Consider the following 25,344-nt stretch of genomic DNA (forward strand, 5'->3'; position numbering starts at 1 on the left):
TCGCGAAAGCTGGCTGAGGGTAAAGACAGAATGCTCGCCGGCGTTCGAGAAGCGGGGAATTTCACTCGCCCTTTCGCTTTCGCAGGACATAGCTGCTCTCGTACTCCGGCAATTGACCCAAAACATCATAATTTTCGAAAAGGCCCGCTGCACCTATTCTATCTACGGCGGGTCCTACTTCTGGTGAATGGGCAAAATCGCCATAGTCGTCGAAGACGATATACCCACCAGGTACGACAAATCGCTCATAAAGAAGGAAATCTGCCCATACATTCTCGCTGGCATGACCGCCATCGATATGCAAAATCTTGAACCGTTTGGTGGCCTGAAGCGTGCGCTCGATGGCATTTTGCGAGTAGCCTCTTACCAAAATGCAGGTTCTATAAAGAACATTGCGAAAATAATCGACTTCTTGAAGTTGTCCTGGCAATTCGAATGGATCGATTCCAACGAGTTTTGTCGAAGGCGACGAAAGCCTTTGCATAAAGGCGAGAGACTTGCCTTTCCAGACGCCGATCTCAACGATGTCTCCCTCGAGTGAGGCCACGTCGATACTGAGAAATCCCAAAAGCTTCACGTAGGAATGAAAGGACAATTCTGTTCGGGACATGTACTTGACTGGCATCGCGGCATAAGCTGCGGCAAAATCTGTCTCCAGCTTATCCCATTCGTTGTCGACGCGTGCCCGCACTGCAGGGTCCGTCATCAGCGTTATTAGACTATCCATTACCCAGTCCCCTGCCAGATTTTTACCATTTCTTCGATGTGTTATTGCTCTGATTCTGTCAATATGGAGTGCCCCCACCAACTCCCGAGGGGAGGCCATTTCGCCGATGAAGCCTTTGCAGAGAGCGTTATCTGTCGGCCAAATCCTGGACGGCGAACGCAATGCTCACCGCGCGATTGACGGCCGCCGCAAGAACCGACATATGGGTCTCGCCGGCATACAGCTCGAATTCGGTACGCAATCCGTCGGCGGTGCCGTTTAATCGCTCCGCCATCTCCCGCGCCAGGAGGACGGTCCGCTCGATCTTCCTCTTCTCCAGACGTGTCGCGGCATCCTCGTTCCGGTACTGGAAGGGTGCCAGCTCATCGCCTTCGTGTTCTCCGGCGGACAAATGCAGGAAGGATGCCTTTCCCGGTATGACTTGGCGGTTCGCCTCATTCTTGAGAATTTCACTGTTCTCCCAATAGATGGTTGGGCTGGCGGCAATCCAATTGGCAAACAGACTTGGACGCTCGAACAGGCCATAGAGAGTAAAGAGGCCGCCGAAGGAATGTCCGAAAAGCGATCGGCGCATGGGATCCAGGATCACCATCTCTGCAATCCGCGGTATAAGCTCGTGCTCGATGAAATCGAGCAGCTTGCCGGTCCCTCCGATGACAACCGGCGGACCGCCCTCAACGAAGGGCGGATAGGATTTGACCGGCGGAGGCCCTAGATCCCAAGACCGGCGGAGTGGATCATAGGGCGCGTCGCAGGGGTAGCCGATCGCCGCGATCACCCCCCAGCCGACATTCGTTCCCGTGGGATAAGGTGCCTGCGTGACCAAGCTGGCGACCGCGAAGGGGAAAGTGGCGTTGCCGTCGGTCAACACGAGAAGCGGCCATCCTTCCGCTGGTGGTCTCTCTGCCGGAATGGACAGGAATATGCGATAGGGCTCGCCGCCCGCGACAGGAGCCAGATCGAAAAAATACGTTCCGGGCATTGAATAGACGCTGGAAGGAATGGTCATGAGAATCGCCTTGTCGATATGCGCGCCAACGGGAAGAGCCAGTACACGATGCCGAGTGAATATCTGGACGCCCTTATTCGCGAAGATATGGCACGCGAAGAAGATGGCCGCTATGCCCTATGCTCGCTGTTGCGGGCGGAAGAGGAATCCCGGCGCGGAGAAATGCTGCCCTTTTCGGCTCTGGATGCCGTCGACGCGGAACTGGATGAAGAGCTACGCTAGTGGCTCAGTGCGTTCTCATCCTGCCGGCCGACGACGCCGGCCGGCATAAGCGAGAGCATGTCGTCGTTTCTTAACTGACACCGAGGAACTGCTTCAGCTCTGCCGTCTGCGGATTGGCGAAGACTTCCTCCGGCCGGCCTGCTTCGTGGACCCGGCCCTGATGCATGAAGACGACACGGTTGCAGACGTCGCGGGCGAACTTCATCTCGTGGGTTACCATCAGCAGTGTCATGCCCTCGGCGGCAAGCTCGCGCACGACGGCCAGAACTTCGGCGACCAGTTCCGGATCGAGCGCGGAAGTGATTTCGTCACAGAGAAGGGCTGCAGGCTGCATGGCGAGCGCGCGGGCGATGGCGACGCGCTGCTGCTGGCCACCCGAGAGCTCGTCCGGATAGGCGTCGAACCTGTGGCCCAGCCCCACCCGCTCCAGCATCTTGCGGGCGGTGGCTTCGGCTTCGGCCTTCGGGGTTTTCTTGACCACGGTCTGCGACAGCATGACGTTGCCGCCGACCGTCAGGTGCGGGAAGAGGTTGAACTGCTGAAAGATCATGCCGACCTTGAGGCGCAAGGCCTTCAGATGCACTTCGTCATCGAGGAGCTGCGCGCCGGCCACGGAGATCGAGCCGTCGGTGATGGTCTCCAGGCCGTTGATGCAGCGAAGCAGGGTCGATTTTCCCGAGCCGCTCTTGCCGATAATGGCGATGACTTCGCCAGCCTCGACATCGAGATTGATGCCCTTCAGCACCTCGGTGGTTCCATAGCTCTTGCGGACTTCAGTGATTTCGATGAGCGACATTGAGCTTCCTTTCCAGGATCTGGCTGCTTTTCGACAAAGGCCAGCAGAGGGCGAAATAGATGAGGGCGACGAGCCCGTAGACGGTGAAGGGCTGGAAGGTGGCATTGGTGACCACGGTGCCGGCTTTCGACAGTTCGACGAAGCCGATGATCGAGGTCAGCGCCGTACCCTTGACGATTTGAACGGAGAAACCGACGGTGGGCGGTATGGCGACCCTCAGCGCCTGGGGCAAGATGACGTAGCGCATCTGCTGCAGCCGTCCCATGCCAAGGCTGGCGGAGGCTTCCCATTGCCCCTTGGCGACCGCTTCGACGCAGCCGCGCCAGATCTCGGCGAGGAAGGCAGCACTCCACAGGATGAGCGCCAAACCCGCGGCAAGCCAGGCCGGCACGTCGATCCCGAAGAGGCCGAGGCCGAAAAACGCGATGAAGAGCTGCATCAGCAGCGGCGTGCCCTGGAAGAGCTCGATATAATATTTCGCGATTGCCCTGAATGCCTTGCGCTTGCTGATGCGCAGGAACAGCAGCCCCAGTCCGACCACGCTGCCGCCGATGAACGAGACGAGCGAAAGCAGGATCGTCCAGCGGGTGGAGAGCAGCAGGTTGCGCAGGATGTCCCAGAGTGTGAACTCGATCATCGTGCCGCCCTCCTCGGGAAAATGAACCCGCCGACCACTCCCAGCAGCTGCCGGAGCAGGATTGCCAGGACGAGATAGATTGATGTCGAGACGATGTAGGCCTCGAAGGCGCGGAAGGTTCGTGATTGTATGAAGTTCGCCGCAAAGGTCAGATCCTCGGCGGCGATCTGCGACACGACCGATGAGCCGAGCATGACGATGACGACCTGCGACGATAGCGCCGGCCAGATGCGCTGCAGTGACGGCACGAGAACGACATGGCGGAAGGTTTCGAAGCGCGTCATGGCGAGGCTCTCGCCTGCCTCGAACTGGCCCTTCGGGGTCGCCTGGATGCCCGCACGGATAATTTCGCAGCTATAGGCGCCGAGGTTGATGACCATCGCGAGATTGGCGGCCGTCAGTTCGGGAAGCTGGAGGCCGAGCGACGGCAGACCGAAGAAGATGAAAAAGAGCTGGATCAGAAAGGGCGTGTTGCGGATCAGTTCGACATAGGTCGCAACGACAGGTTTCAGCCAGGCCGGGCCGAGTGCGCGCACCCAGGCGCAGAAGATGCCGAGGGCAATGCCGAGCACACCGCCGATCGCGATAAGCTCCAGGGTGACCAGTATGCCCTTGATGATCTCAGGGTAATATTGCAGCAGCCAGCCAAATTCGAAATGATAGCTCAAGGAATTGTCCCCTCTTGCGGTGACCGAGCGTCACGTCATCCCGCGTGCGGGCGCGGGATGACGTTGGTAAGACCGGGTCCTTAGAGATCCGACGGGAGATCAGCGCCGAGCCACTTCTGCGATATGGCGTTGAGCGATCCATCGGTTTTGGCGGCGGCGATAATGCCGTTCACCTTCTCCAGAAGCGCCGCCTGCTCCTTGTTGAGGCCGATGTAGCAGGGCGAATTCTTGATGAGGAACTTCAGCTCAGGGCGCTTGGGAGGATTTTTAGCGAGGATCGCAGCGGCCACGACGTTGCCGGTGGCGATGGTGTCGACCTGGCCGGACAGGAAGGCGGAGATGGTGCCGTTATTGTCCTCGTAGCGCTTGATCGTCGCATCGGCCGGCGCGATCTTCGTCAGTTCGAGGTCCTCCACGGCGCCGCGCGTGACGCCGATGCTCTTGCCCGCAAGATCCTCCGCCTTGGCGATCGAAAGATCGGCCGGCGCGAACACGCCATTGAAGAAGGGGGCATAGGCTGCCGAGAAATCGATCACCTTTTCGCGCTCCGCATTCTTGCCGAGGCTCGATATGACCAGATCGACTTTGTTCGTCTGCAGATAGGGGACGCGGTTGGCGCTGGTGACCGGCACGAGTTCGGTCTTGACGCCCAGCTTTTCGGCAATGAGATTGGCTACATCGATATCGTAGCCCATCGGCGCCATATCGGTGCCGACGCTACCGAAGGGCGGGAAATCCTGCGGGACGGCGACACGCAGCGTCCCGCGCGCCGTGATGTCGGCGAGAGCATCGGCATAGGACGCCGAGCCGAAGCCGAAGGTTGCAGCCAGGGTCGCGATTGCGAAGAAGAATCGTCTTGTCAGCATGTTTCAATTGCTCCTTTGAAGTTGTGATTTTTTGGGTCTGACGGTTGGGGATACGGCTCTGGGAGGAAGGGACAGGGAATTGCGCAGTTCCGAGAGCGGATCCGGACGCGCGGTGAGGTCGAGGCCCATTTCCACTTCGTCGAGATGTTCGACGGAGAGCTCCGCAGCTCTGCCGAAATCGCCCGCCTGCATCGCTTCGAAGATGCGGCAATGCCCGTCGTGAGACTGTGTCGCATGAAATTCAGACTGATAGAGCATCGAAATGAGGATCGTCCTCGCGGTGAGATCGCGCAGGATGTCGACGATGATGGCGTTCCCGCTCAATTCTGCGATGCGGATGTGAAAATCGCCCATCAAATAGGTCAGGCGCTGGCGGTCGCCGGCAGCCATGGCGCTTTTTTCCTCGTTCAAATGCGCGTCGAGAGCTTTATGTCCCTCGTCTGTCAGCACGCGCATGCTGCGCAGCAATCCGGCCTCGATGACGCGCCGCGCCTCATAGACCGCGATCGCCTCTTCGGCAGACGGCTCGACGACGAACCAGCCCCGTCTCGGACTGACATGTACGATGCCGCGTGTTTCCAGGCGCATCATGGCTTCGCGAACGCGGGTGCGGGACACGCCGAAAAGGGTTGCCAGCTGGTTTTCGCTGAGCCGCGTACCGGGCCGGATCTTGGCTGACAGAATCCCGGAAACGATCGTTTCCTCGATGGTCTTCTGCGTGGTCTCGGATGTCTGGCTATCTTGCATACAAGACAGAAAGCAAAGCGCGTGCCAAAATTCTGCGTTCAGGATTTCCAGGATATCTCGGATTCGGCGGCTGGAATTTGCACCCTGGGAATGCAGACTGAACGTAAATTGAGCGAGTGTCGGCAACTCGTTGTCAATCCGGATCGGCGCCGGCCGCCCAAAGCCCACAAAGCCCCTTCACTCTCGAAAAGCTGCTTGCGGCAAGACCGGTTCGGCCGGGGAATGGCAGCGGAAGACCGCGCGCAAGGGAGCCCTTGCAGAGTTTCTGATGCAATCGCTTTTGCGTGGCGCCGATCTGGATCTCGAACGGCAGCGCGACGAACCGCGTGATCTCCAGCTGTGAGACTTCTGCCGGCCACGAATGTGCTTTCCGAGGTGACACGGCCGCGTCCCGATACACATGCCTTGCAATGGCTGGACAGTCTCGATGAGGATCGCTCTTTCATCAGCGTCGTATCGATCGCGGAGATCCGGCGTGGCGTTGCATTGATGGCAAGCGGTCGGAATCGCGACGTGCTGGCCGAATGGCTTGCCCAGGACCTGCCAGCCGGTTGCGATAGGCTGGGGCGACTTGATGGGGTTCGCAAAGCGAAGCGGACGCGGCTTGTCGTCAATGGACGGCCTGATTGCCGCCACCGCGATTACTCATGATCTCACCCTCGCCGCCCGCAATATAAAGGATTAGAGGGCTTTGGGATCGAGCTTGTCGATCCTTGGACCGAGCGCCCGTGACGATCCGCAGAGCGGAGCGCCGTGGGATTTTTCTTTATTTATGCAAATCGTTTGCCCAAAACCGCTACGCACCTTTGGGCGACATGCATTAGAGCATTTCCGGTTTTCTCCGAATCATGGAAATGCTCTATCTCTTTGTTTTCACGCAATTCCGGGCGCAAAACCGCTTCGCACTTTTGCTGGAATTGCTCTAGTTGAAACTCGAGGTCTTGAGGAATTCCGCCAGCCGTTCGGTCTTCGGATGCACGAACATCTCCTTCGGATTGCCTTCCTCGCAGATGACGCCCTGGTTCATGAAGATGACGCGTGACGAAACGTCATAGGCAAAGCGCATCTCATGGGTGACGAGCAGCATGGTCATGCCGTCGGCGGCAAGCCCCTTGATGACCTGCAGCACTTCGCCCACCAGTTCCGGATCGAGTGCCGAGGTCACCTCATCGAACAGCATCAGCCTGGGCGACATGGCGATGGCGCGGGCGATCGCGACACGCTGCTGTTGGCCGCCGGAAAGCTGTCCGGGATAATGGTTCGCGCGGGCGGCAAGGCCGACACGATCGAGCCATTTCTCCGCGATGGCGCGAGCGTCCGGCTTCGTCATTTTCTTGACCTTGACGAGGCCGAGCATGACGTTTTCGGCGGCGCTCATATGCGGGAAGAGATTGAACTGCTGAAACGCCATGCCGGTCAGCGCGCGCTGTCGTGCAATCTCCTTCTCGCTCTTGCGTCGTCGCGTTGTCCCTTCCGCGCGGTAGCCGATCTCCTCGCCATCGAGGCTGATCGTGCCGCCCTGGAATTCCTCCAGCATGTTGATGCAGCGCAGCAGGGTGGTCTTTCCGGAGCCGGACGAGCCGATGATGGAAATGACTTCGCCTTCCTCCACGGCGCAATCGACGCCTTTGAGGACTTCGTGGATGCCGTAAGTCTTGCGCAGACCCTTGATGTCGAGAATGGTCTTGGCCATCGGGGGAACTCCTCAGGACGGCAGGGCGGTCTTGCGCTCGACATATTTGCCGAAGTGCTCGATGCCATAGTTGATGATGAAATAGAGACCACCGGCCAGGAAATAGAACTGGAGGCTCATGAAATTGCGGGAGATGATTTCCTGCGTACGCAGGAGAAGCTCCGCGACGCCGATGACGGAGAGCAGCGTCGAGGCCTTCACCATCTCGGCCGCCGTATTCACCCAGGCCGGCAGGCACTGGCGCATGGCCTGCGGCCACAGCACCGAGGTGAAGGTCTGGGTAAAGGTCAGGCCGATCGCCTTGGCGGCTTCGGTTTGTCCCTTCGGGATCGCCTGAAGCGCTCCACGGACGATTTCGCCGACATGGGAGGAGCAGAAGATAGCAAGGGCGAGCACGCCTGCCGAGAACGGCCCGAGATCGAGGCCGACGGCGGCGGAGACGTAGTAGCTCGCCAGCACCAGCACGAGCACCGGCGTGCCGCGGATGATATCGGTATAGGCGCGCACGACCAGACGCAAAATGACGCCGCCGTAGACGAGCGCCAAGCCGACGAAAACGCCGAGCCCGGAGCCCGCGAGGATGGCCAGCAGCGAGATCGACACGGTCACGCCGATGCCGTTCATGATGACGTAGCGGGCAATCCAGAGTTGTTCGAGAAAGGTGTGGGACATCAGGGTCTATCTCGGCAGGGCCAGACGGCGTTCGACGAAACGCATCACGGCGGCGATGAGGAAACAGGTCGCGACATAGAGGGCCGATGTGACCATCCAGGTTTCGATGACGCGGAAACTCTCGACATTGATCTTGCGGGCGGCAAAGGTCAGTTCCGGCACGGCGATGGCGGCGGCGAGCGAGGTGTCCTTGAAGAGCGAGATGATCGTCGAAGACAGCGATGGCAGCACGTTGCGCAGCATCAGCGGCGCGATGATGGAACTGCGGATCTGCATGCCCGTCAGGCCGATGGCAAGGCCCGCTTCCGTCAGTCCTCTGGGAATCGACAGCAGTCCGGCGCGGAACACCTCGGCCAGATAGGCGCCGGAATAGAGGGATAGAACCAGGACGAAGCTTTTTATCTTGTCGAGGCGCAGGCCCATCTGCGGCAGCGCAAAAAAGGCGAAAAGCACCAGGACGAGAATCGGCAGGTTGCGAATGACGGTGACATAGGCCCGGGCCGGCACGACCGCAAAGCGGCTCTTGGAGGTCAGTGCGAAGGCCACGACGAGACCGATCACGGCTCCGATCAGGATCGAGATCACCGCGAGGCCGAGACTGAGCGCAAGCCCGCTCAAAAGAAAATCGAAATTGCGCCAGACGGCCGCGAAATTCAAAGTGTAACCCATACGGGCTGCCCTTTCAGATCAGAGCGTGATGCCGAAAAGTGCGAACAGTTTTCGGACGACGTCACACTCTCACTCTTTAATCGAGCGGAGCGGGAGCAAGTCCCGCTCCGCATGGATGTTACTTGAATTCGACGGGAAAGCCGATCTGCGGCGGCGTCAGATCCTTGCCGAACCAGGTCTTGAAGGACTTGGCGTAAAAGTCGAACTCAACGCCGGTCATGGCTTCGTGCAGGGCGGTGTTGACGAAGTTCAGCCAATCCTGATCGCCGCGCTTGACGGCGCAGGCATAGGTCTGCGGGTTCCAGCCGTAGCCGGCATCCTTATAGCGGCCCGGATTCTGCGTCATGTACCAGGCGAGCGACGACTGGTCGGTGGCGACTGCATCGGCACGTCCCGACTCCAGCGCCTGGTAGATCAGGTCGACGGATTCGTACTGATCGACGGTCGCCTCCGGCAAGGCGGCATGCACCATGGCCTCGGCATAGACGTTCTGAAGGACGGAAATGGTGACGGAGGAGCCGGCTGCCTTGAGGGCGGCGTAATCGGCATATTTTCCGTCCGCTTTCAGCATCAGGCCCACGCCTTCGCGATAATAAGGAATGGTGAAGGCAACCTGCTGGGCGCGCTCGCCGGTAACGGTCATGAACTGGCAGGTGATGTCGACCTTGTCAGTGGTGATGTTCGGGATGCGGGCGTCGGAGGACTGGTTCACATACTCGATCTTCTCGGGATCGCCGAAGAGAGCCTTGGCGATGATATGGCCCATGTCGACGTCGAAGCCCTGAAGCTTGTCGTCGGCGCTCTTGAAGTGCCAGGGTGCATTGGTGCTGCCCGTGCCGAGGACGAGGTGGCCGCGGGCCAGCACTTCATCGAGCTTGCTGCCTTCGGCCAGCGCAGGCGTGGACAACAGGGCGGCGGCGATCAGCGACATCACGCCGGTGCGAAAGGAAATGGTCATGGCGTTCCCCTTAATGGATGTTTCCAGTTAATCCAATATACCGGACACATGTCTATTTTATTGGATGGACTTATCAAGTGCCATCAAGGAGAAATTGTCAATGGGGCATGCCGAAAAAACGCGCAGTGGCGCGCGTGGCGATTTTTTCGGCAGTGCAGCATTTCCCTCTTGTTTCAGAGGTTCACCGCCATGACCTTGCCGCCAGCGACTTGGCGGTCATTGGCGGGTTTCATTTTCGGGTTGAAGGAGGTCGAAGATGCAGCCCTTGGAGCCGGCGCCTCGCGATCCGGCTGCCTTGCGCCTTCTCGCCATATGGTCGCGGCTAGATCGAGCTGGCCCGGAGGCTCCCGCCCTTCCCCAATGAATCCACGCCGCTGCCGCTCGCAAGGCACGTTGATTTTGGAAAGATGCTGCCGAGCCGGAGGAATGTTATGAGCGCCGCCGAGTTCATCGAGATCGTCACGCGCTCTATGATGCCAATCGATACCGATTATGTCGGAGAGGATTTCCGCTCCAATCCGGAGCTGCCGCCGCTTGCGTCACCGACAGCCATCCAGGCATCGCGAACGGCCTGACGCAGATAACGTTCACGCGTCGCCAAAGGTTTTGGCGACGTGCCGCGCTTTGGCCGTTTCGCCGATCCGGCTGTTGAGCAACGACGCAGCCGCATGGCTCTACAAGACGATCTGAGGCACCAGATCGATATCCGGAAGGCTGCCCAGGCCGAGCGGCCCCATCGCAAACAGCCCGTGCAACGCGCTCGCCTTGGTCCGCCCGCATTCGTCGACAACGATACCGATCTCGAGTTCGTCCCGCGTTGCAAGGCCTGCAACGATAAGCGAGCGAACCAGCGGGCTATCGGTCCCGGACGGCCGGAACCGGCAGTCTATCGTCAGATCCGCGGGAAGGACCTCGAGCCCGGTCGGCGCTGAAAACAGCACGCCGTTGGTGGCGATGCAATTCACTTTGCCCTTCCTGACGGCGATCGCGCCGCTGGCGATCGCATGATGCAGGCGCTGATAGTGCTCCGGCGGCAAGCGGTTGCGATGGCTGTCGTAAATGGCCTTCACGTGGCGTTTGAACCGCGCTCGCTCTTCCGGCGTCAATCCCGCCCAAAGATCGCGCGCACGTGAACGAAAGCCGTTCATAATGCCTTGCCATCCCGAACCTTCCAGATCGGCTTTGCTGGCGGCTTCACGCAGGAAACGGAACGCGCCGCGCAGCGTCCGCGGCATGGGTTGGTCGGTGACAACAGCTCCGACGGCGGCGGGAGCATGCGACTGAGGCAGGAAGCCCGATTCCGAGATCAACGTGACATGGGAAATCTTGGCATCCGCCAGCAAGCCGAGCGCCCTGTCGACCGCGTGGATGCCGCCGCCGATCACGACGGCGCTTCGCACTCCGCCGGCAGGCGCCACGTCTGTATTGTCCCGCATGCCGTAACCGGTCGCGAGAAACACGGCATCGAAGCGGGTTCGTTGCTCTCCTCCAAGGCAAACGGAATATCCCCCGTCCAGATGCCTGTCGATCGCCGTGACCGCATCCGAGCCAAACTGGACGATCACATCAGGCCGAAGCGTCAGGGCTTCGGAAAAGCGTTTATACACATAGGTGCTGAAAATATCTCCGGGTACAAAGGCGTGTTCGAGACCGGCAGGATCCGAGATCAGGCGATCGCGCCATGTGTCATTCGTTTCCAGCCAGCGGCGAAAATCGTCCGGGAGTCCGGGATCGACGGAAAGGTCGCGAACGCGGCTGGTCAGCACCGTCGATGCGGGCTGACTGATGCCCTCGCCGATATCGATCTTCGCGCGCGGATCGAACATCACCAGATGGAAGGGCCGATCGACTCTCTTGAAAAGAGCGATTGCGGTCATGATCCCGGTAAAGCCCCGGCCGATGATCGCAATCCTTGCGAGATGGTCGGCATCTCGGCTCTCCGAATTCGAAGAACGTGACGAGAGAAGAGTCATTCATCGGCTCCTTCTGCGTTGGATCGCTCCGTTCGGTATCCATCAGAACCGACCGGCTGCATAATTCTCTACTAAAACCATAGAAATTTATATCCGGAACGCAAGCACTATTCGACTTCAAGTGATGACGGCCCGGCTTTGGCGTCTGGCGAGCCTTGGCTTTCTTGCGGCTGCTCGCTTCAAGCCTTCCGGAGCACCGGTGACGGGTGATGCGGCAACTTGGAAATAATTTCCCGTTTCTCACGAAAAAAGAGAGGAATTTTGGAGCTGCTGCGAAGATCCACGTAATTATAGACCATCTATCGAGGGCCGGATTCACCTAACCTCATGCCGGACGTCACGACGTTCGCCTGTAGAAGGAAGATGCTATGACGGTTCCACTGGTCAGCTTGAGCAATCTGTCGACCGAGCCATCCCCCTCGCCTCAGGTTGCCGCCATATGGGAGGCTCTTTGCGCGGAGGCCGTCAATGCGTCGGCCAAGGATGCAGCACTCACGCGCGCCATGAATTCCGCCGTGCTTTATCATGCGAGTTTCGCCCAGGCGCTGGCCCAGCGGGTCGCGATCAAACTGGCCAATCACGACCTCGACCATGACGAGCTGCTGGCGGTGATTGCCCAGGCGTTCATCGGCAATCGCAATATTGTCGCCGATGCAGCGGCGGATCTGACGGCGATCAAGGAGCGTGATCCGTCGAACACGGAAATCCTGACACCCTTCCTGTATTTCAAAGGTTTTGTGGCTCTGCAGGGCCAACGCGTTGCCCACTGGCTATGGCACCATGACCGCCTCCATTTGGCGCGCCATATTCAAAGCCGCATTTCCGAAGTTTTCGGCGTCGACATTCATCCCGCCGCAAAGATGGGCCGGAGCATCATGCTCGATCATGGGAGCGGCCTGGTCATCGGCGAGACGGCTGTCGTCGAAGACGATGTATCGATCCTCCAGAACGTCACATTGGGAGGAACGGGTAAGGAAACCGGTGACCGGCACCCGAAGGTGCGGCGCGGCGCTCTGATCGGAGCGGGAGCCAAGATCCTCGGCAATATCGAAATTGGCATCGGCGCCAAGGTGGGTGCAGGCAGCGTGGTCGTGAATGCCGTTGCCGATTACACATCGGTCGCAGGCATTCCGGCAAAGCAGGTGGGCAGGCGTCACTTCAACCTGCCGGGTATCACCATGGACCAAACCGTGTCCGAACCGGAGTATATGATCTAAGGGCGCGGTGCGGATATACGCTGTCCTGGATCGAGCATCCCTACTGCGCGGCGGTCCGAAAGGGATTCGACGGGAGATCGCGAAGGCGGAGGTCCCAAAGGGCATCGGCCGTCATTGTCTCCCCTGCCCCGGATTGACCGATAAATAAAAGCGCAGAGCGACTATCAACCGCATTGTCTCTACGGCCAGTTCGGCGACGGCGCATAAATATCCCGCATCTCTGCAGTTCACTGAAAATATAATTAATTTATCGGTATAATGAACTTAATTAGCCAATTAGTTCCGCTACTACGGAATGGGATGGAAGTGCCTCCCTCACGCTATAGCTAGGGGTCCAATACCGCTAGTGATGGATCTGGCGCCGCAAAGACGTAAAACAGAACAGATCGGAGCCATGTCCGGAGATTTGCCCATGCCCAGTGCAATGTTCACGGCCGACGACCTTGCGGTGATCCGCCGCGCTTATGCCCATCAGGTGGCGGCGACCGCCGGGATGACGAACCCGCGGATCGAAGCTGCCTTTGCCGCTGTGCCACGCGAGAAATTTCTCGGTGCTCCGCCATGGCAGATCGCCAATCTGGGTGGCGGATATCGCCCCCTCCCCTCCTCCGATTTGGTTCTGGCCTATCAGGATGTGTTATTCGCCCTGCAGCCCGACAAGGGCGTCAACAACGGCAGTCCCTCACTGCATGCCCGGCTCCTGGGCGAACTGGACGTCAAGGTCGGCGATCGTATCGTCCATATCGGTGCCGGCACCGGCTATTATAGCGCCATCCTCGCGGAGCTGGTCGGTGCTGCCGGTCATGTCTATGCCGTCGAGATGGACGCCGAGCTGGCCGGCCACGCTCAAACGGCGCTTGCCGACCGAGCCAATGTCAGCGTCATCATCGCCGATGGCACTCAATGGCCGCAGCAAGAGGTGGATGCGATCTATGTGAATTTCGCCGTCGCGCGTCCCGCGGCATCCTGGATCGAAGGGCTGCGGCCTGGAGGGCGCCTAGTGCTGCCGCTTGGCGTGCCGCGCCAGGGCCGACCGTCGAATGGCGGCCGTCACGCATCCCACGGCGCCGCGCTTCGCATCGAGCGCGGCGCGAATGGATTTGCGGCGCGGTGGATCAGCACGGCTTATTTCGTCTGCGCCGAGGGCGGGTTGACGATCGACGAGAACGAAATCGAAGCGCTGACGGCCGCGTTCAAGCGCGGCGGTATCGATTTCGTCAAAAGCCTGCTGTGGAAGGCGGATCCGCGGATTGGACGCTGCTGGTATATCGGCGACCAATGGGCGCTTTGTTATGACGACGTTTGAAACATCCGTTCCGCCCGAGTCGACCGCTCCATCTTCGTGAGAAATGGGAGCGATGCAGCACATCGCCGTGCCGGGAGATAAACGCCCTCGATGCCGCCCTGCCCTTTGGCGGCGCAATCAGCCGGTCACACTTCTGGCCGGCAATGGTATCGCCACACCCAAACACTCTGCCTAGGACGGCATGGGTGATGACAAAGCTTGGAGTGCCGACGTCTGACTCACCCTCCCTAAGCTGAGTGCAGGCGCGTCACGGTCTCCCCTGCCCTGGCGCCGGAATGCTTGCCGGTGAGATTTTACTGCCGGTGCCTTTGAGATTGGCCAAGTGCGCCGAGGTGTCCGAGCCACGGCCGTGTCCGCGGAGGACGAAGCGGGATTGCTCTGGTCCGTATGGATCTGGATACGGCGCGTCCACGGACGAGCTGCTGGCCGATCCGAGCGCGCGCGGTCTCGCCGAGGCATTCGAGGCTCCTCTGGGAAGGCGGCGTTCAGATGCCAGTGAAGATCAGCAGGCGACGGGTACTAAGTCGCTTCCGCCGGCTTCACCGGTTCACGGCCTATCGCTTGAGGAGCGTCCACAAGAATGGAGAAATTGGGAAGCGTTGCTGACTCGCCGGCGACGGAAGGCGGCCAAAACGACAAAAGCCCGGCGCGGGAGAGATGCGCCGGGCTTCGATTGTGACCGACAGCCGGGGAGGAGAGATGCTGTCCGTCGGACCGAAGCTGCTCGGAGGGGTTAAGCGCTTCAGTCCGTCACGAGGTAGTGCCGCAATGCGGCAAATTCAAGCCTGGCGGTTGCGCCGCTCTTTATGTGGATCACGCTGCGGACGAAGGCGGTCGGGCAGGTGCAGCTTTTCTCGCAGGTGATGGGGCTGGCATGGTGTTGTCCGCGGACAACCAGCCGAGGTGCGATGCCGGAGGAAGGGCTGCGCTTCGCTGCGAGACGACGGAGGTCGGCTCGGTCCGGGGTGAAGCGATCGGTGAGAGCATCAGTGATCGCATTGCTGCGCCTCAAGCGCCGGGGTGCGCGAAGGTGAGGGCGGCTCGGTGGTCGACGATGACGATCCTCTCTTGGTCTGTCTTGGTTGGGCCTTTCGCTCGGTCGAGCGCGTGACCTTACGCATCGCCGTCCAGCTGATGGGTGCATTGATCGAATATTCGACAAGCGGTCGCCAAACTGACCACCTTACACTGGTCATTTGCGGCAGGGACCGGCCCATCGGCTTCCACCGCATGCGGATGCTGCCGCTGTCATCAAGCCACTTTCGCTTCGGCCTTGTTAATTGGTCCAGTGGCTTCCCACCCCGCGGTGGATGAGTTCGTTTCCGCCTCGTCGCTGAGCCAGCCGACGATCATCCGTGGAAGCCTTCGGCGAGAAAAATCACTACGCCGGCAACTGCGCGGCTTTTCGAATGGGCCGCATTCCGTCCCTTGTGGAACGAGCGGGCAGATCTGCCGGCTGGTCCGATCTTTACCAAATTCTTTGCGCACATTCACGAAGCTGTTCGACAAGGCGCCGCTCTGCGATGGCTGGCGGCGCCGCCACGGCGGTCATGGTGCTGCGCGTCCAGGATGCCGGCTGGCAAGGTGACATCAGGGGTATCTCGTCGGTCGCGCCATCAATTGCTGTGGGGCCGTTCGCGCAAATGATCTGATTGGAATCACGTTGATCATCCCGTTGTCCGCGGACAACGGGGTCCATCAGGCAGTTGTCCGGGCGCAGGGATTGCCGTCCCGCCATTGAGGCTGCCGTCTCGGTGTGATGCGGTCCAGCGGCGCAGCTGTCATCTGCAGTCGGGTCCTTATGTGATTGAGTGGAAGGATTGCGGGGCAGGGGATCGGCAGTTCGCGGATGAGACCTTCGTTAGCGCACATGAAGCTGCGGTGACGTTCAGCGATTTGCCCGCGGTGGCGAGCCGAATGCATGTGTGAAACGGCAGCCCCCGGTTCATTCTCGTGGGATAGGCATATGTGGCGCTAAGGCCGCGCCGCCATGGCAGATGGAGCAGCGCCCGACAGTGGTGCGCGTATTGATGGGGAAGTCCCTTGCTCTCAGGCAGTCTGGGGAAGACCTGCGTCAATCCTGGCCACTATACCTCGAGATGATCCTGCGCCGTGCGAAGGGGGTGCCCACGGGCGCCTGATACTGAACTGCCGGAGCAGCGCCGCCGGCGACAGTCGGGGCGCCGATGGCTGAATGAGGCCAGGCTGCGAACTGCTCGCCATCCTGAGTGGGCAGCTGGCTTCGCCTTCTTGCTGCGCAGATGCTTGCGTGTTCGTCGATCGCTGGGCGTATTCTGTCAATTGCCGACAATCTGGTACGCGACAACGAGGCCTTCAAGATCGTGTCCGTGAGCAGGCAGCGTCTCGGTCTCGACGACGCTTGGTCGTGAGCTGTGCCGGGGGAAAGCAATCGGTCGTGGATGCTCTGACCCGATATTTGTCGGGTGAAAACGCAAGCGGCTATTGCAGGCCATCGTCGCCGGCGCTATTCTTTTGCCAGGCTTGTGATCAACGCTTCATCTGCGGATGCCGGTCGCCGAAAGGTGCCGGAATCGGGATGTTGGGGAGTGGATTTTGGAACCAAATTGCGCTCCGGATGTGAGCCGAGCGCCAATCTATGGCCTCGTGGCCGCCAAGAAACCCTAGTTGGCAGCCCTTTCGGACAGGCAGCCGGCAACGCGGTAACGAAACCAAAGTCCGATTTTGCTTCCGTAGTCTTATGTGATTGAAGCGATATCAATGACTTATGGCTTTCCGAATTGCTCCCGCTTTCGTGTCCATTCCCCTGCAGCCTGACCCGCCTGGGAACAGACTGACGTCGCCCCCGCATCAAATGTCCGTAGGAAAGCAACGGCTTGCATCCTTTAGCGGCGGCCTGCGTTATGTCAGCACCAGACCGGAGAACATCCTCATGTCCGATGTGCTTCACCTCAAGAGGCTCTCCATTGCCGCGACAGTGATGGCCGCGGGGATCGGCGCGCTTGTCTTGATGCAGGCAAAAGAGCGCAGTTCGGTCGCCCCGTCTGCGAATACCGGCCACCGGGGTGACGATCATGGCCGCAGTGCCAGTGTGCCCGAGGCCATTCCTCTCAGCGGTCTGCGCGACGTGTTCTGGCGTGTCTTCCACGAAGTCCTCGCCGACCGAGTGACGTTGATTGCGGCGGGCGTGACCTTTTATCTGTTGCTGGCGCTGTTTCCAGCCATGGCGGCCTTGGTCTCTCTTTACGGGCTGGTTGCCGATCCGATCACCATATCCGAACACCTTCGCGAATTGGCCGCGCTTTTGCCGCCCGGCGCGTTCGATCTTCTTGCCGACCAGATCAAGGAACTGGTCAACCGGCGCGACGCCACGCTCGGCATGACCTTCTTCGTCGGTCTCGGCATCGCCCTGTGGAGCACGCATAGCGGCACGCTGGCGATCTTCGACGCGATGAACGTCGCCTATGAGGAGGAGGAGAAGCGGGGGCTTGTCCGGTTGAACCTGATAGGTCTCTGCTTCACCTTGTGCGCGATGCTTTTGATGGTGGTCATGGTGGCGCTCGTCGGGGTCATGCCGGTGGTCCTCTCCTATCTCTGGCTCGATCAATTCAAGGAGCATATGGCTCTTCTCATGCGATGGCCGCTGCTTCTGCTGGTCGTCGCGGTGGCGGTCACATCAGTCTACCGCTTCGGCCCCAGCCGCGAGCCTGCCACGCTCCGGTGGATGACGTGGGGCGCGGTTCTGACCACGGTCGCCTGGGCTGCCATGTCCCTCGGTTTCTCCTTCTATCTGGATCATTTTGCCAATTACAACGCGACATACGGCACGCTCGGCGCGCTGATCGGCTTCCTCATCTGGATCTGGCTTTCCGTCGTCATTCTTATCGTCGGAGGGGAGCTTAACGCCGAACTGGAGCATCAGACCGCAAAGGACACGACGACGGGCACGCCGCTGCCGATGGGAGCGCGTGGCGCCTATGTCGCGGACACTCTGGGCGAGACCATGAGCTGACCGCGATGATTGCTCCTCTCATATAGTTTTGATGTATTCTGCCGTTTCTGCAGTCCCGAAACAGGAGACGATGATGACCGCCCCGCATCCTTCCAAAACCCATATCGGCAATCATGCCTTGCATCCCGAAACACAGATGCTGAACTACGGCTACGATCCGGAACTCTCGGAAGGGGCAGTCAAGCCGCCGGTGTTCCTCACCTCCACCTTCGTGTTCAATACCGCGGAGGATGGCCGCGACTTCTTCGATTATGTGTCGGGCCGCCGCGAGCCGCCCGAGGGGAAAGGGGCCGGCCTCGTCTACTCGCGTTTCAACCATCCGAACAGCGAGATCGTCGAGGACAGGCTTGCCGTCTACGAACGGACGGAAAGCGGCGTGCTGTTTTCATCCGGCATGGCGGCGATCGCCACCACTCTGCTTGCCTTCGTCCGGCCCGGCGATGCGATCTTGCATTCGCAACCGCTCTATGGGGGAACGGAAACATTGCTGGCGAAGACCTTCCTCAACCTCGGCACCGCCGCCGTTGGATTTGCCGACGGCGTCAGCGAAGGATCGGTGCAGAAGGCGGCGGAAGAGGCGATGGGCAAAGGCCGCGTCTCCGTCATCCTGATCGAGACGCCTGCCAATCCGACCAACAGCCTGGTCGATGTCGCGATGATCCGGCGGGTGGCCGACATGATCGGTGCAAGACAGGGCCATATGCCGATCATCGTCTGCGACAATACCCTGCTCGGACCGGTCTTCCAGCGGCCGATCGAGCACGGCGCCGATATCTCGCTCTATTCGCTGACCAAATATGTCGGCGGTCATTCCGATCTGATCGCCGGCGCCGTTCTTGGTCGCAAGGCAGTGATCAAGCAGATCAAGGCTCTGCGCGGCGCGATCGGCACGCAGCTCGATCCACATTCCTGCTGGATGCTCGGCCGTTCGCTGGAGACGCTGCAGCTGCGCATGGAGCGGGCAAACAACAACGCGCGGGCCGTTGCCGATTTTCTGCGTGATCACCCGAAGGTTGAGAAGGTCCACTACCTGCCCTACCACGATCCGGAATCGCCGGCCGGCCGGACCTTCAGGGCGCAATGCACCGGCGCCGGCTCCACCTTCTCTTTCGATATTCGCGGCGGTCAGCCCGCTTCGTTCAAATTCCTGAACGCGCTGCAGATCTTCAAGCTCGCGGTCAGCCTCGGCGGCACGGAATCGCTTGCGAGCCATCCGGCCGCCATGACGCATTCCGGTGTGCCTGCCGATGTCCGCCAGCGCATCGGTGTGTTGGAATCGACGATCCGCCTGTCGATCGGCATCGAACATCCGGATGATCTGATTGCCGACCTGGAACTGGCGCTGCAGGCGGCCTGAGACACGGCGAGGAAGTGATGCCCGGCGCCGCCGGGCATCACGCATGGCGTCACTTGTCGTCGATCGTCAGCTCCGTCTCGTCGGTGTTCAGCACGAAGACCGCAAGCAGGCGCGCCGGCTTTGTCTTGCTGGCGTTTTTGCTGACGCTGTGATGATCGCCGGGAAATTCGGGAAAGCTTTCGCCGGCCTTGTAGACTTTTTCCGGCCCGTCATTCACCTTGCTGGTGATCGCTCCTTCGAGAACGGTGGCATAGATGAAGGCCGAAGCCGGATGCGTATGGCCGGGCGAGGAGCCGCCTGGCCCATATTCGACAAGCACCGCCCGCACGCTCTTGCCGGGAACATTGGGGAGCTTCTGGTCGTAAACGACGCTTACCTTCGCGTCGCCGCCTGCCGCGTGAGCCTGAGTGCCTGTGGTAAGGACAACGGCGAGCGCCGCCGCCGAGATCATTTTGGTGAGCATGTCTGGTCTCCTACGTTGATGGGAATGGGTCGGACGCCCGGTATCAGGCGCTCTTTTTCTGGGCCGGCTGACGGCTGAGCCAGTCGTCGAAGCGGATCCGGCCGAGCCGCGCCTTGGGGCCGGTCACGAGCGAATTGTCCTCGAGCTCCACGCCGAAGTAGCGGGCGTGCGGATCGGCGATCACCTGGCGCGGATCGTTCGTCGCCTTGAACAGACGCGTTACGATGTCGGTAAGGCGGATTTTCTCCGGCCCGCCGATTTCGATCGTGCCGTTGACAGGCGGGGCGAGCGCCACCTCGGCCATGACGTCGGCGACGTCGTCAGAGGCGATCGGCTGCAGATAGGCCGGCGACAGATGCGCCGCCTGGCCGACGGTGTTCGACTGAGCGATGCCAGCCATGAATTCATGGAACTGTGTGGAGTGCACGATGGTGTAGGGTAGCCCGGAGCTCTTGGTCAGCTCTTCCTGGGCCATCTTGGCGCGCATATAGCCGCTGCCCTGCAGCCGTTCCATGCCGACGATCGACAGAGCGATGTGATGCTTCACGCCGGCAGCAGCCCCCGCCTTGAGCAGGTTGCGGCCCGAGGTCTGGAAGAATTCCAGAACGGCCTTGTCCTCGAAGGAGGGTGAATTTGCGAGATCGAGCACCACCTGTGCGCCTGCGAGCGCTTCCGTCAGGCCTTTGCCGGTGATCGTGTCGACGCCCGAATTCGGCGAAGCCGCCAACACCTCGTGCCCTTTGTTGCGCAATCTTTCCACGGTCTTCGAGCCGATCAGGCCGGTGCCGCCGATAACGACGATTTTCATGGGTAGTCTCCTTGTCCTTGGTGAGGATAATCCTCTGGTGACTTGAAGGTGAGCAGGCAGCTGCTCGGCGTGCCCACCGCTTCCTCGATGAGCGAAGCGACTTCGTCGGCGCCGTCGCACGCAAGATCTCCGGTGCGGCCGGTAAACCGATGGATTGGAGAATGCGCCTGATCGCAGTCCCAAACCATTCTCCCTCGGTCGCTGTCACCCTATGCGAACGCAGTAGGGCAGCTGGCTCTGCGGTCCATGCATCCGGCCGAAATGGAGGAACGTGTCACGTCGACAGGCATCGGCCGAACTTACCGTCGGGGCAGCTAGCCGACCTGGAGGGCAAGGCGTATTCACTGGCCTGCAAACCTTGGCTTGCACCATCAATCCTCTCACGATGGAGACAAGAATGATCAAGCGTCTGAACTTCATGGCTTATAGAAATAGCGGCATCGATGGTCTCGTGGCGGTTGAAGCCTGGATTGCCAAGAGCTTCGATCCGAAGTTGCTCGAGCTCGTCAAAGTGCGCGTGTCCCAAATGAACGGATGCGCTCACTGCCTGCATATGCACCGCCAAGACGCGCTGAAGCTCGGCGAAACGGACGACCGGCTGCTGCTTCTGAACGCCTGGCGGGAGTCGCAGCTCTTCACCACTCGGGAGCGGGCCGCGCTCGTCTGGGCCGAGGCTCTCACCGAGATCACCAAAAGCCATGCGCCGGATGATATTTATGAAGAGGCGCACGCCAACTTCTCGGATGACGAGTTTCTGGCGCTTTCGATCGGCGTCGCGATGATCAATGCCTGGAATAGGCTGGCGATCGGCTTCCGGCTTCAGCATCCGGCGGATCACAAACGCGCCGCCGCCTGATAGCAGTTGAACGACGAATGAGCCGGGCGAAAGACTTCGTCCGGCTATTTGACTGGTTTCTTTCCAGCTCGCCGGGATCTGCCGGAATAAAGTGATGGATCAGCGTTCGACGGGCAATCGCAGCGTCACGACCGTGCCTCGGCCTGGCTCGCTTTCCAGATGGAGATTTCCCCGTGCTTCCTGGGCGAAGCGTTTGACCATCGGCAGGCCGAAGCCTCCAAGCCCCGATGCTTTCGTCGTGAAGAAAGGATCGGTCGCCCGGTGCAGCACATCTTCTGTCATCCCGAGACCGTTGTCCGAAATCCGCAATTCAATCCCGGCGCCTTCGCCTTCGCCGTCGATGGCGGCGGCTGCGATCGAAATCACACCGCCATCCGGCATGGCGTCGCGCGCGTTGAGCAGCAGGTTCATGATGGCGCTTTGCAACCCCACGCGGCTGCATCTGAGCATGGGAAGTGTCTCGCTCGCATATATCTCGAACGCGATATCACGGTCCCAGGTGGCTCTCGCCAGGGCTTCGATTTCCATCAGGCAAGCCCGGATGTCGATTGGCTCGGCCGCGGCATTGCCGTCACTCGCAAGGCGCATCGTCTGCTGAACGAGCGTTCCCGCCCGCTGAAGCGAGATCCTGGCACTGGCGAAGACCGGCACCAGGGTCGAGCCCATCTCGATGTCGGGACTGCGCGACATCATGTTCAGCGCGGAGGTGGCGACCTGGATCAGGTTACCCAAGTCGTGGACGATGCCGAGTATCGCATCCGCAGGATTTGCATTGAGGGAGATCGCTTCCGGTCGCGTGTGAGAAAAGTAAGCTTCACCGGCGAGGATATTCGTATCTGAATCCGACATGCTTTTGCTCCTCATCCGCTCCATCGACAGACATGTCGTTCCCGAGCAGATGGAGGCTATGATACGAGCCGGGCTGTAGTCGATTGGTTCAAGGGTGAGGGCAGGCAATACCGTCGTATGGTCTCGCGCCGGACGCTGTTGCCCCTTGGGTTCAGGAAAGCTCAATAGCCTCGAACATGGCAGTCAGTCCGATGCCGCCGCCGATACCGATCATCGCAAGCCCGGTCGTGCCTGTCATCAAGGTTCCCCCGGTGTCGCGGATCATCTGGCTGTATAGACGGGTCACGAGGACGGCGCCGGAGGCCCCGAATGGATGGCCCAAGGCAATCGCGCCGCCGCTCCTGTTGACCGCGTCGGCCGGGATTTCGAGCTGATCCAGCGATGCCAGAACCTGAGCCGCGAAGGCCTCGTTGAATTCGATGGCATCGATGCCTGCGAGCGAGAGCCCGGGCTGACGCCGCATGAGTTTCCTGGTCGAGGCGACCGGCCCGATGCCGAGCAGGTTGGGATCCACACCGGCAGCGGCACTGTCGATGAAGGCCAGGCCCTTGTCGATGCCCATGCTTCTTGCCATTCCGCGGCTCATGACAAGCACCAGGCAGGCGCCGTCATTCAGCGGACAGGCATTGCCTGCCGTCACCGAACCATCCGGCAGGAACACTGGCCGGAGGTTTGCAAGCGCCTCAAGAGATGTCGCGGCTCGGGGGCACTCGTCCCGTTCTATCAGGCCGTGGCTGGTGGAAATTTCAACGATCTCGGGTCGAAAGATGCCCGCCTCGGCCGCCTGCACGGCGAGCCGGTGGCTGCGCAGGGCGAATTCATCCTGTCGCTGGCGCGATATGCCGAACTGACGTGCGACGTTTTCGGCGGCAATTCCCATTTCCGGGTCGCCGATCGTTTCAGGCGAAAACCGGGCGCGGCCATAAAAGCGCGGCAGCGCCCCATTCGCCTTAGGTCTTTCGACGCGCCATGGCGCGGTGCTGACGCTCTCCACGCCGCCGGCCAGAAAACACGAGCCCGCTTTCGCCTGGATCAGCCGGGCTGCCATGATGATCGCTTCCAGGCCCGAGCCGCATTGCCGGTCGATCGTCATACCCGGAACCACCATGGGCAGGCCGGCGGTGAGGGCTGCCAGCCGCGCGATGTTTCCGCCGCCGCCTGCGGCATTGCCGACCAGCACGTCGTCTATGGTTTCGGGCGCAATTCCCGTTTCGGCAACAATGCGACGGATGATCGGCGCAAGCAGGTCTTCCGCCGCGACGGTCGCAAGCGATCCGAAAGCCCGGCCGATCGGCGTGCGGTAAGCGGCAACCACGACCGGCTGCCAATCCTCGTCAGGCTGATAGGCGTAAGACAAGATCGCCTCCAGAAACCACTGATGTCTCCACTTGCCCCCTCGAGATCTTGCCGCTGCTCGTCATCGGCCAGGTTCCGATATGGTAGAATTGCTTGGGGATCTTGTACCTGGCGAGCTCTCGCGCGCAATGATCGGCCAGGATTTTCGCGTCCTTCATCTCTCCCGAGACGACAGCAATGATCCGCTGACCCAGATAGGCGTCCGGTAGCGCGAAGACAACGGCATCTTCGACCCCTGGGCAGGCTTTCAACGCGCTCTCGACTTCGGCAGGATAAACGTTGTTGCCGCCTGATATCATCATGCCGCCCGCCCGGCCGATCACCCGCAACATGCCGTTTGCATCGAGTTCGCCGAGATCTCCGACCGTCGCTCCGGCTTCCGTGACCCGGAACGCCTGACCGTCGTCGCCCCAGAGATAGCCATCGGCGATCAGGTCGCTTCTGACGAAAATGGTGCCCGGCACGTCGCTCCCGACGTCGTTTTCATTCGGATCACGAATGGAGATTTCGACGCCGGGATAGGCTTGTCCAACCCGGTCGATCGGAAAATCGACTGCGCCGCCAACGAGGGTCGAGACCGTCATGAAGCCGATCTCGGAGGCGCCGTAATATTCGCGAATGCGCGCCTTCGGAAAGAGGCGGCGCATGGAGTCGACGCCGTTCACATCGAGTTTTGCGCCGGCGGTCAGCACGTCGCGCAGCGATGTCAAAGCGGGCTCCGTCGACCAGGCCCGAGCGATGCCCGCTATATGCGTCGGCACGGCAACCATCCGTTCTATCTGCGCGGAAGAGAGAATACGCGCGACCGTGCCGGGTTCCCATTTCCTGACCGAATGGAAGGTCGCCCCGGCATCCAAGGCTTCGACCAGGGCGTAAAGCGCCAGCCCATGCGCGAGGGCTCCCGGGCACATGGTGGAGGGTGCGTCTTCCAGTTGGAAAACGACGCGCCCCCGGTCGAGGCTTCGGCGCCACTGCTCGCGTGAGCGATAATAGGCTTTCGGCTCGGCGGTGGTGCCCGAGGTAAAACCGATCAGGAAGATTCCGTCGGTATCGACAGGCAGGTCGTCTCCCGTCGCGGCGAGGTCGAAGGGCTCCGCACTGGCCGTGATCACCGGTATGCCGAACCTGCGGCCGATTTCGGCGCTTGGGCCTGCAGCATCGTCAACAACAAGCACGTCCGGCGCCAGGCGCTCGACAATGCGTTCGATCCTTTCCGGCGGCATCATCGGATCGATCACCGCGCAAGCAGTCGGGAAGGCGGTAGCAGCTGCAAAATATTCGGCAAAGCCGATATGGTTGCCGAGGCTGAGAGCGGCAAGCTTGTCCACACCGGGTAGATCGAGCATGCGGCGGTTCGAGCGGGGGAGCTTCTGGAGAAACCGATAGATTGCCTTGGCGCGGGAATAAAGCTCGCCGTAGCTCAGGGAATGCCCGTCAATCACCAGCGCCGGCTTGTCCGGTGTCTCCGTTGCATGTCGAAGAAGCTGCGCATGGATCGGCATAA

25 protein-coding genes and 2 pseudogenes are annotated in these 25,344 nt (G+C 60.5%); 10 read left to right on the forward strand and 17 right to left on the reverse strand.

Annotation, left to right across the window (positions count from 1 at the left end; genetic code table 11):
• Positions 1-61 precede the first annotated feature (61 nt).
• On the reverse strand, positions 62-727 hold the full coding sequence (locus NE851_RS32690) for a class I SAM-dependent methyltransferase (RefSeq protein WP_063474007.1): 666 nt from the start codon (positions 725-727) through the stop codon (positions 62-64).
• A gap of 127 nt (positions 728-854) precedes the next feature.
• On the reverse strand, positions 855-1,736 hold the full coding sequence (locus NE851_RS32695) for an alpha/beta hydrolase (protein WP_063474008.1): 882 nt from the start codon (positions 1,734-1,736) through the stop codon (positions 855-857).
• Between the two features lie 48 nt (positions 1,737-1,784).
• Between NE851_RS32695 and NE851_RS32700 the strand changes: the two genes are divergently transcribed.
• On the forward strand, positions 1,785-1,958 hold the full coding sequence (locus NE851_RS32700) for a hypothetical protein (RefSeq protein ID WP_244604819.1): 174 nt from the start codon (positions 1,785-1,787) through the stop codon (positions 1,956-1,958).
• 70 nt (positions 1,959-2,028) lie between these two features.
• Here the strand turns inward: NE851_RS32700 and NE851_RS32705 are convergent, their stop codons facing one another.
• The 5 genes from NE851_RS32705 to NE851_RS32725 form a co-directional block, all read right to left on the reverse strand.
• Positions 2,029-2,754, reverse strand: coding sequence for an amino acid ABC transporter ATP-binding protein (locus tag NE851_RS32705; RefSeq protein ID WP_047613813.1), 726 nt, complete (start codon positions 2,752-2,754; stop codon positions 2,029-2,031).
• Positions 2,732-3,391, reverse strand: coding sequence for an amino acid ABC transporter permease (locus NE851_RS32710; RefSeq protein ID WP_063474010.1), 660 nt, complete (start codon positions 3,389-3,391; stop codon positions 2,732-2,734). The genes NE851_RS32705 and NE851_RS32710 overlap by 23 nt, the downstream gene beginning before the upstream one ends.
• Positions 3,388-4,059 (reverse strand): amino acid ABC transporter permease, encoded by a 672-nt coding sequence (locus NE851_RS32715; protein WP_047616948.1) that lies wholly within the window; start codon positions 4,057-4,059, stop codon positions 3,388-3,390. Before NE851_RS32715 ends, NE851_RS32710 begins: the two co-directional genes overlap by 4 nt.
• Positions 4,060-4,139: 80 nt before the next feature.
• Positions 4,140-4,925 (reverse strand): transporter substrate-binding domain-containing protein, encoded by a 786-nt coding sequence (locus NE851_RS32720; RefSeq protein WP_063474011.1) that lies wholly within the window; start codon positions 4,923-4,925, stop codon positions 4,140-4,142.
• A gap of 3 nt (positions 4,926-4,928) precedes the next feature.
• Positions 4,929-5,672: a GntR family transcriptional regulator gene (locus NE851_RS32725; protein ID WP_063474012.1), complete on the reverse strand. Its 744-nt coding sequence runs from the start codon at positions 5,670-5,672 to the stop codon at positions 4,929-4,931.
• A gap of 211 nt (positions 5,673-5,883) precedes the next feature.
• On the opposite strand from NE851_RS32725, the pseudogene NE851_RS32730 reads away from it, so the two are divergent.
• Both NE851_RS32730 and NE851_RS32735 read left to right on the forward strand, forming a co-directional pair.
• Positions 5,884-6,015, forward strand: a pseudogene (locus NE851_RS32730) (prevent-host-death protein); the annotation flags it as partial.
• Positions 6,012-6,404: pseudogene (locus NE851_RS32735) on the forward strand (PIN domain-containing protein). The pseudogenes NE851_RS32730 and NE851_RS32735, both read left to right, overlap by 4 nt.
• Positions 6,405-6,594: 190 nt before the next feature.
• On the opposite strand, the gene NE851_RS32740 reads toward NE851_RS32735, so the two are convergent.
• From NE851_RS32740 to NE851_RS32755, 4 genes are all read right to left on the reverse strand, one after another.
• Positions 6,595-7,365, reverse strand: coding sequence for an amino acid ABC transporter ATP-binding protein (locus tag NE851_RS32740; protein WP_063474013.1), 771 nt, complete (start codon positions 7,363-7,365; stop codon positions 6,595-6,597).
• Positions 7,366-7,377: 12 nt separating this feature from the next.
• The gene (locus NE851_RS32745; RefSeq protein ID WP_254962613.1) at positions 7,378-8,037 is read right to left on the reverse strand and encodes an amino acid ABC transporter permease; all 660 of its coding nucleotides are present in this window, start codon (positions 8,035-8,037) and stop codon (positions 7,378-7,380) included.
• Positions 8,038-8,043: 6 nt separating this feature from the next.
• Positions 8,044-8,706, reverse strand: coding sequence for an amino acid ABC transporter permease (locus tag NE851_RS32750; RefSeq protein WP_047613797.1), 663 nt, complete (start codon positions 8,704-8,706; stop codon positions 8,044-8,046).
• A 118-nt stretch (positions 8,707-8,824) separates the two neighbouring features.
• On the reverse strand, positions 8,825-9,664 hold the full coding sequence (locus tag NE851_RS32755; protein WP_097543289.1) for a transporter substrate-binding protein: 840 nt from the start codon (positions 9,662-9,664) through the stop codon (positions 8,825-8,827).
• A gap of 431 nt (positions 9,665-10,095) precedes the next feature.
• Here NE851_RS32755 and NE851_RS32760 point away from each other — a divergent pair, with 431 nt between their 5' ends.
• On the forward strand, positions 10,096-10,239 hold the full coding sequence (locus NE851_RS32760) for a hypothetical protein (protein ID WP_179867815.1): 144 nt from the start codon (positions 10,096-10,098) through the stop codon (positions 10,237-10,239).
• A gap of 99 nt (positions 10,240-10,338) precedes the next feature.
• Here the strand turns inward: NE851_RS32760 and NE851_RS32765 are convergent, their stop codons facing one another.
• Positions 10,339-11,637 (reverse strand): FAD/NAD(P)-binding protein, encoded by a 1,299-nt coding sequence (locus tag NE851_RS32765; RefSeq protein WP_254962614.1) that lies wholly within the window; start codon positions 11,635-11,637, stop codon positions 10,339-10,341.
• Between the two features lie 368 nt (positions 11,638-12,005).
• Here NE851_RS32765 and cysE point away from each other — a divergent pair, with 368 nt between their 5' ends.
• The 5 genes from cysE to NE851_RS32790 all read left to right on the forward strand — a co-directional run bounded on the left by cysE (position 12,006) and on the right by NE851_RS32790 (position 19,508).
• On the forward strand, positions 12,006-12,854 hold the full coding sequence (gene cysE / locus NE851_RS32770) for a serine O-acetyltransferase (RefSeq protein ID WP_097543291.1): 849 nt from the start codon (positions 12,006-12,008) through the stop codon (positions 12,852-12,854).
• A 394-nt stretch (positions 12,855-13,248) separates the two neighbouring features.
• On the forward strand, positions 13,249-14,160 hold the full coding sequence (locus NE851_RS32775) for a protein-L-isoaspartate O-methyltransferase family protein (protein WP_097543292.1): 912 nt from the start codon (positions 13,249-13,251) through the stop codon (positions 14,158-14,160).
• A 1,355-nt stretch (positions 14,161-15,515) separates the two neighbouring features.
• A complete protein-coding gene (locus NE851_RS32780; RefSeq protein WP_125853679.1) occupies positions 15,516-15,812 on the forward strand; it encodes a hypothetical protein in 297 nt (98 codons plus the stop codon).
• Positions 15,813-17,071: 1,259 nt separating this feature from the next.
• Complete coding sequence (locus tag NE851_RS32785) at positions 17,072-18,151, forward strand: YihY/virulence factor BrkB family protein (protein ID WP_097543293.1); 1,080 nt, start codon at positions 17,072-17,074, stop codon at positions 18,149-18,151.
• Between the two features lie 73 nt (positions 18,152-18,224).
• A complete protein-coding gene (locus NE851_RS32790; RefSeq protein ID WP_047616636.1) occupies positions 18,225-19,508 on the forward strand; it encodes a cystathionine gamma-synthase family protein in 1,284 nt (427 codons plus the stop codon).
• Between the two features lie 49 nt (positions 19,509-19,557).
• Here NE851_RS32790 and NE851_RS32795 read toward each other — a convergent pair whose 3' ends face one another.
• Together NE851_RS32795 and NE851_RS32800 are read right to left on the reverse strand one after the other, a co-directional pair.
• Positions 19,558-19,971 (reverse strand): cupin domain-containing protein, encoded by a 414-nt coding sequence (locus NE851_RS32795; protein ID WP_063474020.1) that lies wholly within the window; start codon positions 19,969-19,971, stop codon positions 19,558-19,560.
• Between the two features lie 43 nt (positions 19,972-20,014).
• Positions 20,015-20,779 carry an SDR family oxidoreductase gene (locus NE851_RS32800; RefSeq protein WP_254962615.1) on the reverse strand — a complete coding sequence of 255 codons (765 nt, stop codon included), beginning with the start codon at positions 20,777-20,779 and terminating at the stop codon, positions 20,015-20,017.
• Between the two features lie 397 nt (positions 20,780-21,176).
• On the opposite strand from NE851_RS32800, the gene NE851_RS32805 reads away from it, so the two are divergent.
• Positions 21,177-21,635 carry a carboxymuconolactone decarboxylase family protein gene (locus tag NE851_RS32805; RefSeq protein WP_047616642.1) on the forward strand — a complete coding sequence of 153 codons (459 nt, stop codon included), beginning with the start codon at positions 21,177-21,179 and terminating at the stop codon, positions 21,633-21,635.
• A gap of 99 nt (positions 21,636-21,734) precedes the next feature.
• Here the strand turns inward: NE851_RS32805 and NE851_RS32810 are convergent, their stop codons facing one another.
• The 3 genes from NE851_RS32810 to NE851_RS32820 all read right to left on the reverse strand — a co-directional run bounded on the left by NE851_RS32810 (position 21,735) and on the right by NE851_RS32820 (position 25,342).
• Positions 21,735-22,484 (reverse strand): sensor histidine kinase, encoded by a 750-nt coding sequence (locus NE851_RS32810; RefSeq protein WP_063474022.1) that lies wholly within the window; start codon positions 22,482-22,484, stop codon positions 21,735-21,737.
• Between the two features lie 151 nt (positions 22,485-22,635).
• Positions 22,636-23,841, reverse strand: a complete 1,206-nt coding sequence (locus NE851_RS32815; protein ID WP_097543297.1) for a thiolase family protein — start codon at positions 23,839-23,841, stop codon at positions 22,636-22,638.
• The gene (locus tag NE851_RS32820) at positions 23,819-25,342 is read right to left on the reverse strand and encodes a class I adenylate-forming enzyme family protein (RefSeq protein WP_047616648.1); all 1,524 of its coding nucleotides are present in this window, start codon (positions 25,340-25,342) and stop codon (positions 23,819-23,821) included. Before NE851_RS32820 ends, NE851_RS32815 begins: the two co-directional genes overlap by 23 nt.
• Positions 25,343-25,344 lie beyond the last annotated feature (2 nt).

It is taken from the genome of Rhizobium anhuiense bv. trifolii (genome assembly GCF_024346605.1).
GTDB classification, from domain to species: Bacteria; Pseudomonadota; Alphaproteobacteria; order Rhizobiales; family Rhizobiaceae; genus Rhizobium; species Rhizobium anhuiense.